Genomic DNA, 8,603 nt, shown 5'->3' on the forward strand with positions numbered 1-8,603 from the left:
AGTCGGCCCGCGGGACCGGGCCCGGGTTCCCGTCAGCGCAGGTGCGGCGAGACCGCGGCCGCGAAGGTCTCGGCCGTGCGGCGCACGACGTTCTCGGGAGCATCCGCCCAGATGTCGGCGTTGAAGATCTCGACCTCGATGTCGCGGTCGTATCCGGTCTCGATCACCGCGCGCGTGAGAGAGCCGAAATCGATCACGCCGTCGCCCGTGTAGTGCCGCGACAGCAGCACGTCGGCGGCGAGCGGGGTCTTCCAGTCGCACACCTGGTAGGTCGCGATGCGCCCCTCGCGGCCGGCGCGCGCGATCTGCTCGAGCACCTGCGGATCCCACCAGATGTGGAACGTGTCGACCGCCGCGCCCACGACCTCGGCGTCGAAGTCGGCCGCGATGTCGAGCGCCTGCCCGAGGGTCGAGACGACGGCGCGGTCGGAGGCATACATCGGATGCAGTGGCTCGATCGCGAGCGTCACCCCCGCCGCCTTCGCGTCGGTCGCCAGCACGCCGATCGCGTCGCGAACACGCTCACGTGCGCCGATCAGGTCGCGCGACCCGGCGGGGATCCCTCCGGCGACGAGCACGAGCACGGCCGTCGATCCCTCGGCGCCCGCAGCGGCGAGCGTCGCGGTCTCCTCGATCGCGCGGCGGTTGTCGTCGAGTGCGGCGACGCGCTCCGGCCCCTCGGGGAGGGTGAAGAAGCCACCACGACAGTGCGTCGTGAAACGGAGTCCCGAGTCTGCGAGCATGCGCGCGGCGACGTCGAGTCCGACCTCATTCACGGGCTCGCGCCACAGACCGATCGCCTGGATGCCGGCATCCGCCGTCACCCGCAGCGCGGTCGCGAGGTCGGCGTGCTTGATCGTGGCCTGGTTGATCGACAGGCGGGGATCGACGGTCATGCGTCCACTCCGTTCAGGCGCAGCATCCCGTGCCAGCGCTCTCGCGCGAGCTCGGGGTTCTCGAGGGCGAGCGACACGTTCGCCAGCTCGACGATGCGGCTGAGGTGCGGAAGGCTTCGCGCCGAGTGCAGCCCGCCCACCATCTGGAATGCCGGCTGGTGCCCGTTGAGCCACGCGAGGAAGGCGACGCCCGTCTTGTAGTAGAAGGTCGGAGCCGCGAACACCTGACGGCTGAGCTCTTCGGTCGGGCCGAGGATCTCGAGATAGCGAGCGGCGTCTGCGGCATCCAGCGCCTGGATCGCCGCGGACGCCACCGGGGTGATCGCCGCGAACGCGCCGAGCAGCGCATCGGAGTGCCCCTCGCCCTGGCCCACGGTGTCGCCGCCGATCAGGCCGACGTAGTTGAAGTCGTCACCGGTGAACATGCGCACACTCTGCGTCGATCCGTGAGAGTGCAGGCGCTCGCGCACCGAGATCTCGGACTCGGCGTTCAGCAGACTCATCTTCACGCCGGCGACCTTGTCGGGGTTCTCGGCGATCACATCGAGCAGCACCGCGGATGCCGTCTGCCAGTCATCCGCTCCGAAGTATCCGGCGAGCTCGGGGTCGAAGGCCGTGCCGAGCCAGTGCAGCACGACCGGCACCGTGGCCGATGCGAGCACCTCGCGATAGACGCGACGGTAGTCGTCGGCGTTCTCGGCGACCCGGGCCAGGTGGCGAGAGGCCATGAGCACGGGGCCCGCCCCCTGCTCTTCGGTGAAGTGCAGCTGCTCCTTGTAGGCATCGATCACCTGGTCGAGCGAGATGTGCGACTCGGCGACGTGATCGGTGTTGACGCCGACCACGACCGAGCCGCCTTCTTCGCGGGCGACCTCGGCGCTGCGTGAGATGAGCTCGCGCGTCGCGGCGGCATCGAGGCCCATGTTGCGCTGCGCGGTGTCCATGGCGTCGGCGACGCCGAGACCCCACGAGTAGACGTTGCGGCGGAACGCGAGCGTCGAGTCCCAGTCGATGTCGGCGGGCTGCCCCGGGGTGTTGTCGGCGTGCACCTTCGGCACCACGTGGGCCGCGGCGTAGGCAACACGGCTCACGAGCGGCGAGGTCGGGCGGGAGTATCCGCCGCCCTCGCGCAGCTCGGCATCCGCCACCACGCCTGCGGCGTCGAGAAGTCGGAGAGTCGACATTCTCAGCCCAGCGTCAGCGGCGAGAGCGCGACCTTGCGGCCTTCGGCGCTGGAGGTCAGGCCCGCCTCGGCGAACTGCACGCCGCGGGCTCCGGAGAGCAGGTCGAAGGGGTACTTCGTGCCCTCGACGAACGAGACCAGGTACTCCTCCCACTGCTGACGGAAGCCGTTGATGAAGACGTCGTTGGTGGGCACCTTCTGCCAGTCGGTGTCGTAGTCGTGCGTGTCTTCGAGGTCGGGGTTCCACACGGGCTTCGGCGTCGCGTTGCGCGGCTGGATCTTGGCGCCGAAGAGTCCGACGACGGCCGATCCGTGGGTGCCGTCGACCTGGAACTCGACGAGCTCGTCGCGGTTCACGCGCACGGTCCAGCTGGAGTTGATCTCGGCGACGATGCCGCCCTCGATCTCGAAGATGCCGTAGGCGGCATCCTCGGCGGTGGCTGTGTAGTGCTCGCCGTTCTCGTCCCAGCGGTCGGCGATGTGGACGGCGGCCTGAGCGTAGACGCTCGTGACCTCGCCGAACAGGTTCTCGAGCACGTAGTTCCAGTGCGGGAACATGTCGACGATGATGCCGCCGCCGTCTTCGGTGCGGTAGTTCCAGCTCGGGCGCTGCGCGGGCTGCCAGTCGCCCTCGAAGACCCAGTATCCGAACTCGCCGCGCACCGACAGGATGCGGCCGAAGAAGCCCGAGTCGATCAGGCGCTTGAGCTTCTGCAGGCCGGGCAGGTAGAGCTTGTCGTGCACGACGCCGGTCTTGACGCCGGCCGCATCGGCGAGGCGTGCGAGCTCGAGGGCCTCGTCGAGCGACTCGGCGGTGGGCTTCTCGGTGTAGATGGCCTTGCCCGCGGCGATCGCCTTGCGGAGAGCGGAGGCGCGGGCCTTGGTCACGAGGAAGTCGGCGTAGATCTCCCATTTGGGGTCGGCGAGCGCCGCGTCGAGGTCGGTCGTGTAGTCCTCGATGCCGTGCTTGGCTGCGAGCTCGGCGAGCTTGGCCTCGTTGCGGCCGACCAGCAGCGGCTTCACGGTGATGCGGGATCCGTCGGGCAGCTCGATGCCGCCCTCTTCGCGGATCGCGAGGATCGACCGCACCAGGTGCTGGCGGTAGCCCATGCGCCCCGAGACGCCGTTCATGATGATCCCGATCTCGCGGGTTGTCGCCTGTGACATTGCTGGTCCGTTCTGTGGGAAGCCGTCGCGCTTCGCGGTGCCGGTAAGCGCTTTCCGGTAGCTTGCCACGACTCGGTCGAGCGCGCAAGTGGGCGGTGGAAACCGCTATCCGGGAGCGTCGAGGAAGGCTGCGGCCGGCTCGCGGCCAGGCCGCCAGCAGCCGGGGTCAAAAACGCACCCGAAACGCGCGCTTCCGGTGCGTTTGTGACCCCGCAGCGGGCGGCGGGTGCGCTATTGACCCCGCAGCGGATAGGTGGATTCGACGCCAGGGCGTCGCGTCGCCGCGACGCGCGGCAGGGCGACGACGGGACGCAACGCCCGCGGGAGTCAGCGGGTGCTGGAGCGCTCGACCATAAGGGTGGGGACCACGACTGCGGATGCCGCGCCGTCACCGACACCCTCGATATCGGCGACGAGCAGGTCGACGGCGCGGTGCGCGAGAGCGGCGAAGTCCTGGCGGATCGTCGTCAGCGGCGGGCGATAGTTCGCGGCATCCGGCACGTCGTCGAATCCGATCACGCTGACGTCTTCGGGCACGCGCCGGCCCGCTTCGGCAAGAGCACGCAGCAGACCGAGCGCCATCTGGTCGTTGGCGCAGAAGACAGCGGATGCGGCACCCAGCGCCTCACCCGCGGCGAACCCGGCTTCGGCCGACCAGTCACCGCGCACCACTTCCGGCGGGTCGATGCCGACGGCGGCGAGCGCCTGCCGCCACCCGCGCTCGCGCTCGGCCGCAGCGAAGGAATCGACGGGACCCGCGAGATGATGCACGGTGTCGTGGCCGCGGCTGAGCAGATGAGCCGTCGCCGCGGCGGCGCCTCCGATGTGGTCGCTGTGCACGACCGCGAGGTCGGCAGACGCCGGCGCATCCACGACGACGAGCCGCAGCCCGGGCGGGCGTTCGGCGGCGGGCACCAGGGCCGAGGCCTCGTTCAGCACGATCGCGCCGTCGACCTCTTGCTCGGCGAGCCGTTCGAACGCGTCGGCGACGCTGTCGCCCGCCGTGACGAGGGTGAGGGCATAGCCGCGCTCGGCGGCAGCCTCGGCCGTGGCCTGCAGCATGCGCGAGTTGCCCACTGTGGCGAGCGTGGTGACGACGAGTCCGATCGTCTGCGATCGGCCGGTGCGCAGGGCACGCGCTGCGCGATGCGGGCGGTAGCCGAGCTCGGACATCGCCCGCTCGACCCGCTCACGCGTGGCGGGGTCGACCCGGGGGCTGTCGTTGACGACGCGCGAGACGGTCTGACCAGAGACACCCGCTCGAGAGGCCACCATCGCCATCGATACGCGGCCCGACGAGGCTCGGCGCCGACGGGGGCGAGCGGTGCCGCGCAGCAGGTCGTCATCGCGGAAGAGATCGTCGCCCACGGGCACCTCCTGTTCGCGTCCACAACTCCGGAATGTTGACGTTACCACGGCGGTGTGCGTACCGTGTTTACGTGAACACGCACAAATCTCCTGAGTTGCGAACCGAGACCCTCTCCGCCGGCATCATCAAGCGCGCGACCACGCTTGCCGACGGCCGCGAGCTGATCTACTTCGACGATCCCGACACGACGCTCGGTGCCGAGCGCGCCGTCGACTCCCGCACCCTCGACGCGCGCGGCGAGACCGCCACCATGCGCCTCGATGTGCTCACAGGCGATTGGATCACGGTCGCAGCGAACCGCCAGAACCGCGTGATGATGCCGAGCGCCGACGCCGATCCGCTCGCCCCCCAGTCGCCGACCAACCCGTCTGAGGTGCCGTCGCTCTACGACGTCGCGGTGTTCGAGAACCGCTCGCCCGCCTTCGGCCCCGCCCTCGCCGAGGCCATCGGCACCGCCCCAGAGGCGAGCAACCCGCCCCGCGGACTCGACGATCTCGCAGCCCTCGGCCTCGGACGCACCCGCACCTCGGTCGGCCGCTGCGAGGTCGTGTGCTTCAGCCCCGAGCACACCGGCTCGTTCGGCACGCAGTCGGTCACCCGCGCCCGCACCGTCATCGAGGCCTGGGCCGACCGCACCGCGGCCCTGTCGAAGCTCCCCGGCATCGAGCAGATCTTCCCGTTCGAGAACCGCGGCGAGGCGATCGGCGTCACCCTCCCCCACCCGCACGGCCAGATCTACGCCTACCCCTACGTCACGCCGCGCACCACCCGCGTGCTGGACTCGATCGACCGCACCGCCCCCGAGCTCTTCCAGCACATCCTCGAGTCCGAGCAGGCCTCCGAGCGCGTCGTCTTCCGCGGCGAGCACTGGACCGCATTCGTGCCCTTCGCCGCTCGCTGGCCCCTCGAGGTGCACCTCATGCCCCACCGGCATGTGCCGGACTTCGCCGAGACGACGGATGCCGAGCGCGACGAGCTCGCCCCCCTGTACCTGCGTCTTCTCCGCGGCGTCGACGCGCTGTACGACACCCCCACCCCCTACATCGCGGCCTGGCACCAGGCTCCGGTCAACGTCGGCCGCGACAGCGTGCGGCTGCACCTGCAGCTGACGAGCCCCCGCCGCGCCGCCGACAAGCTCAAGTTCCTCGCCGGTTCTGAGGCTGCGATGTGGGCGTGGGCCGCCGAGGTCACCCCCGAGCAGGGCGCCGCACGCATCCGCGAGGCCATCGAGAAGGCCGACGCCGCACACGCACACGCACACGCACACACCACAGACGAGGCATCCGCATGACCACCACGACCCAGGACGCCGCGAGCGCGCTCTTCACCGACCTGACCGGCCACGCCCCCGAGGGCGTCTGGTCGGCGCCGGGGCGCGTGAACCTCATCGGCGAGCACACCGACTACAACGACGGCTTCGTGCTGCCGTTCGCGATCCCGCACCGCACGGTGGCCGCCGTCGGCCCGCGCGACGACCGGCGCATCCGTGTCGCCCCGACCTTCGCCGACGAGCCGGTCGAGGTCGCTCTCGACGAGCTCGACGAGCTGTTCCCGACCCCGACCGGCACCGCCCCGCGCGTGCCGGAGTGGGCCGCCTACCCCCTGGGCGTCGCATGGGCACTGCGTCAGGCCGATGGCGTCGCCCCCTCGGCGGCCACCGGTTCGGGTCTCGACATCGCCATCGCCTCCGACGTGCCGGTGGGCGCAGGGCTCTCGTCGTCCGCCGCGATCGAGGGAGCCACGGCGTCCGCCCTGAACGACCTCTGGGCAGCCGGACTCGACCGCACCGCCCTCGCGCGCGTGGGCCGCAAGGCCGAGAACGAGGCCGTCGGCGCCCCCACCGGCATCATGGACCAGATGGCCTCGATGCTCGGCGAACCCGATGCCGCGATCTTCCTCGACTGCCGCTCGCTCGATGCGAATCTCGTGCAGGTCGGCATCGCCGAGGCGGGGCTCGCGATCCTCGTCATGGACACCCGGGTCAAGCACGCGCACTCGACGGGCGGCTACGGCGAGCGCCGCGCGGCCTGCGAGCGCGGGGCCGCGATCATGGGAGCCGAGAGCCTGCGCGACGTCTCGGTCGACGACCTCCCCCGCGCCGAGGAGCTCATGGATGACGTGACGTTCCGCCGCGTCCGCCACGTCGTCACCGAGAACCAGCGCGTGCTCGACACCGTGCGGGTGCTGCGCGATGAAGGAGCCCGTGCGATCGGCGACCTGCTCGTCGCCTCGCACGCATCGATGCGCGACGACTTCGAGATCTCGATCCCCGAGCTCGACACCGCGGTCGAGGCCGCCCTCGCGGCCGGCGCCATCGGAGCGCGCATGACCGGCGGCGGATTCGGCGGAGCCGCGATCGCGCTGATCGAACAGCACGCCGTGCAGCAAGTGACGGATGCCGTGACTGCGGCGTTCGCGGCATCCGGATTCGCAGACCCGGTGATCTTCACCGTCACCACGTCGGCGGGCGCGCACCGCGACGCATGACCGGTCAGCATCCGCGGATGCTGCCCTGAAATACTGAACTCACCACCATCAGAGGAGCATCATGTCCTGGATCGTGACCGGCGGCGCCGGCTACATCGGCTCGCACGTCGTCCGCGCACTGGCGGATGCCGGGCTCACCCCCGTCATCATCGACGACCTCTCGAGCGGTGTCGCCTTGTTCGCCCCCGAGGGCGTGCCGTTCGTGCAGGGCTCGATCCTCGATCGCGACCTCGTCGAGAAGACACTCCGCGACAATGACGCCGAGGGCGTCATCCACGTCGCCGGCTACAAGTACGCCGGGGTCTCGGTGCAGCGCCCGCTGCACACCTACGCGCAGAACGTCGAAGGCACCCGCGTGATCCTCGAGGCGATGGAGGCGGCAGGAGTCGCGAACATCGTGTTCTCGTCGTCGGCCGCGGTGTTCGGCACCCCCGATGTCGCGCTCGTCGTCGAAGACACCGCCAAGAAGCCGGCCAGCCCCTACGGCGAGTCGAAGCTCATCGGCGAGTGGCTGCTGCGCGACCAGGCCACAGCCACCGCCGGCTCTGCCGCACCGCTGCGCCACACCTCGCTGCGCTACTTCAACGTCGTCGGCTCGGCCGACCCGACCGTCTACGACGTCAGCCCGCACAACCTGTTCCCGATCGTCTTCGAGGCTCTGATCGCCGGCAAGACCCCCAAGATCTTCGGCGACGACTACGACACCGAAGACGGCACGAACGTGCGCGACTACGTGCACGTCGGCGACATCGCCGCCGCCCACGTCGCCGCCGCGAAGCGCCTCGCCGCCGGAGAGTCGATCGAGCCCGCCTACAACCTCGGCTCGGGCGACGGCCTCAGCGTGAAGCAGATCATGGATGCGGTCGCCCGCGTCACCGGCATCGACTTCACCCCTGAGATCGGCCCCCGCCGCCCGGGCGACCCCGACCGCATCGTCGCCACCGGAGAGCTCGCCGCCCGCGACCTCGACTGGAAGATGCGGTACACGGTCGACGAGATGGTGCGGACGGGCTGGGAGGCGCGTCGGGCCGCGTCCTGACGCGCGCGAGGCCTCGGGGGCGGTCTCAGAGGTCTCGGGTGCGGATCGGGTAGAGCCAGAAGCACAGCCACGCGAGAGCCGCGAATATGAGCGGCACTACCGCGACCATCACGCGGATGCCGCCGTCGACCGCCTCGGGCTGTGCCTCGCCCAGTGATGCGTCGAAGCCGGATGCCGTGAGCACCACCGCAGCGACGACGGCCTGCAGCACCACCGAGCCGCGCACGACGAAGCCGTTGACCCCGAAGTAGGCGCCTTCTCGGCGGTGGCCCGTGCGCGTGGCATCGTCGTCGATGATCTGCGCGAGCACGACCTCGAGCAGCTGCAGCAGACCGCCCACCCCCACCCCGACGGCGACGCCGACGAGGGCGGCGGCGAGAACCGTCGATAGGACCAGATATCCGAGCACCGCGATGCCGAAGACCGCGACGCTCCACAGCAGCGCAGACCGCGGCGACGAGC

General features: G+C 70.4%; 8 protein-coding genes. 3 read left to right on the plus strand and 5 right to left on the minus strand.

Translation table 11 applies throughout. The features are described from left to right. Positions 1 to 32 precede the first annotated feature (32 nt). The 4 genes from J7E68_RS08525 to J7E68_RS08540 all read right to left on the minus strand — a co-directional run bounded on the left by J7E68_RS08525 (position 33) and on the right by J7E68_RS08540 (position 4,527). Entirely contained in the window at positions 33 to 896 is an 864-nt protein-coding gene (locus tag J7E68_RS08525; RefSeq protein ID WP_215171705.1) for a sugar phosphate isomerase/epimerase family protein, read from the minus strand. Further along, the gene (locus tag J7E68_RS08530) at positions 893 to 2,080 is read right to left on the minus strand and encodes a dihydrodipicolinate synthase family protein (RefSeq protein WP_215171707.1); all 1,188 of its coding nucleotides are present in this window, start codon (positions 2,078 to 2,080) and stop codon (positions 893 to 895) included. Before J7E68_RS08530 ends, J7E68_RS08525 begins: the two co-directional genes overlap by 4 nt. Positions 2,081 to 2,082: 2 nt before the next feature. Further along, a complete protein-coding gene (locus J7E68_RS08535; RefSeq protein ID WP_215171709.1) occupies positions 2,083 to 3,246 on the minus strand; it encodes a Gfo/Idh/MocA family protein in 1,164 nt (387 codons plus the stop codon). Between the two features lie 327 nt (positions 3,247 to 3,573). Further along, positions 3,574 to 4,527 (minus strand): LacI family DNA-binding transcriptional regulator, encoded by a 954-nt coding sequence (locus J7E68_RS08540; RefSeq protein WP_215171719.1) that lies wholly within the window; start codon positions 4,525 to 4,527, stop codon positions 3,574 to 3,576. 158 nt (positions 4,528 to 4,685) lie between these two features. Here J7E68_RS08540 and galT point away from each other — a divergent pair, with 158 nt between their 5' ends. From galT to galE, 3 genes are all read left to right on the plus strand, one after another. Beyond that, a complete protein-coding gene (gene galT / locus J7E68_RS08545) occupies positions 4,686 to 5,906 on the plus strand; it encodes a galactose-1-phosphate uridylyltransferase (protein WP_311416736.1) in 1,221 nt (406 codons plus the stop codon). After that, the gene (galK, locus tag J7E68_RS08550) at positions 5,903 to 7,102 is read left to right on the plus strand and encodes a galactokinase (protein ID WP_215171713.1); all 1,200 of its coding nucleotides are present in this window, start codon (positions 5,903 to 5,905) and stop codon (positions 7,100 to 7,102) included. The genes galT and galK overlap by 4 nt, the downstream gene beginning before the upstream one ends. Positions 7,103 to 7,163: 61 nt before the next feature. Then, positions 7,164 to 8,141, plus strand: coding sequence for a UDP-glucose 4-epimerase GalE (gene galE, locus J7E68_RS08555; protein WP_215171715.1), 978 nt, complete (start codon positions 7,164 to 7,166; stop codon positions 8,139 to 8,141). Between the two features lie 25 nt (positions 8,142 to 8,166). On the opposite strand, the gene J7E68_RS08560 is transcribed toward galE, so the two are convergent. Next, positions 8,167 to 8,603: MFS transporter (locus J7E68_RS08560; RefSeq protein WP_215171717.1), on the minus strand; the 437-nt coding region annotated here is incomplete at its 5' end.

The sequence above is a fragment of the Microbacterium sp. ISL-103 genome, from assembly GCF_018613995.1.
Classification (GTDB): Bacteria; Actinomycetota; Actinomycetes; order Actinomycetales; family Microbacteriaceae; genus Microbacterium.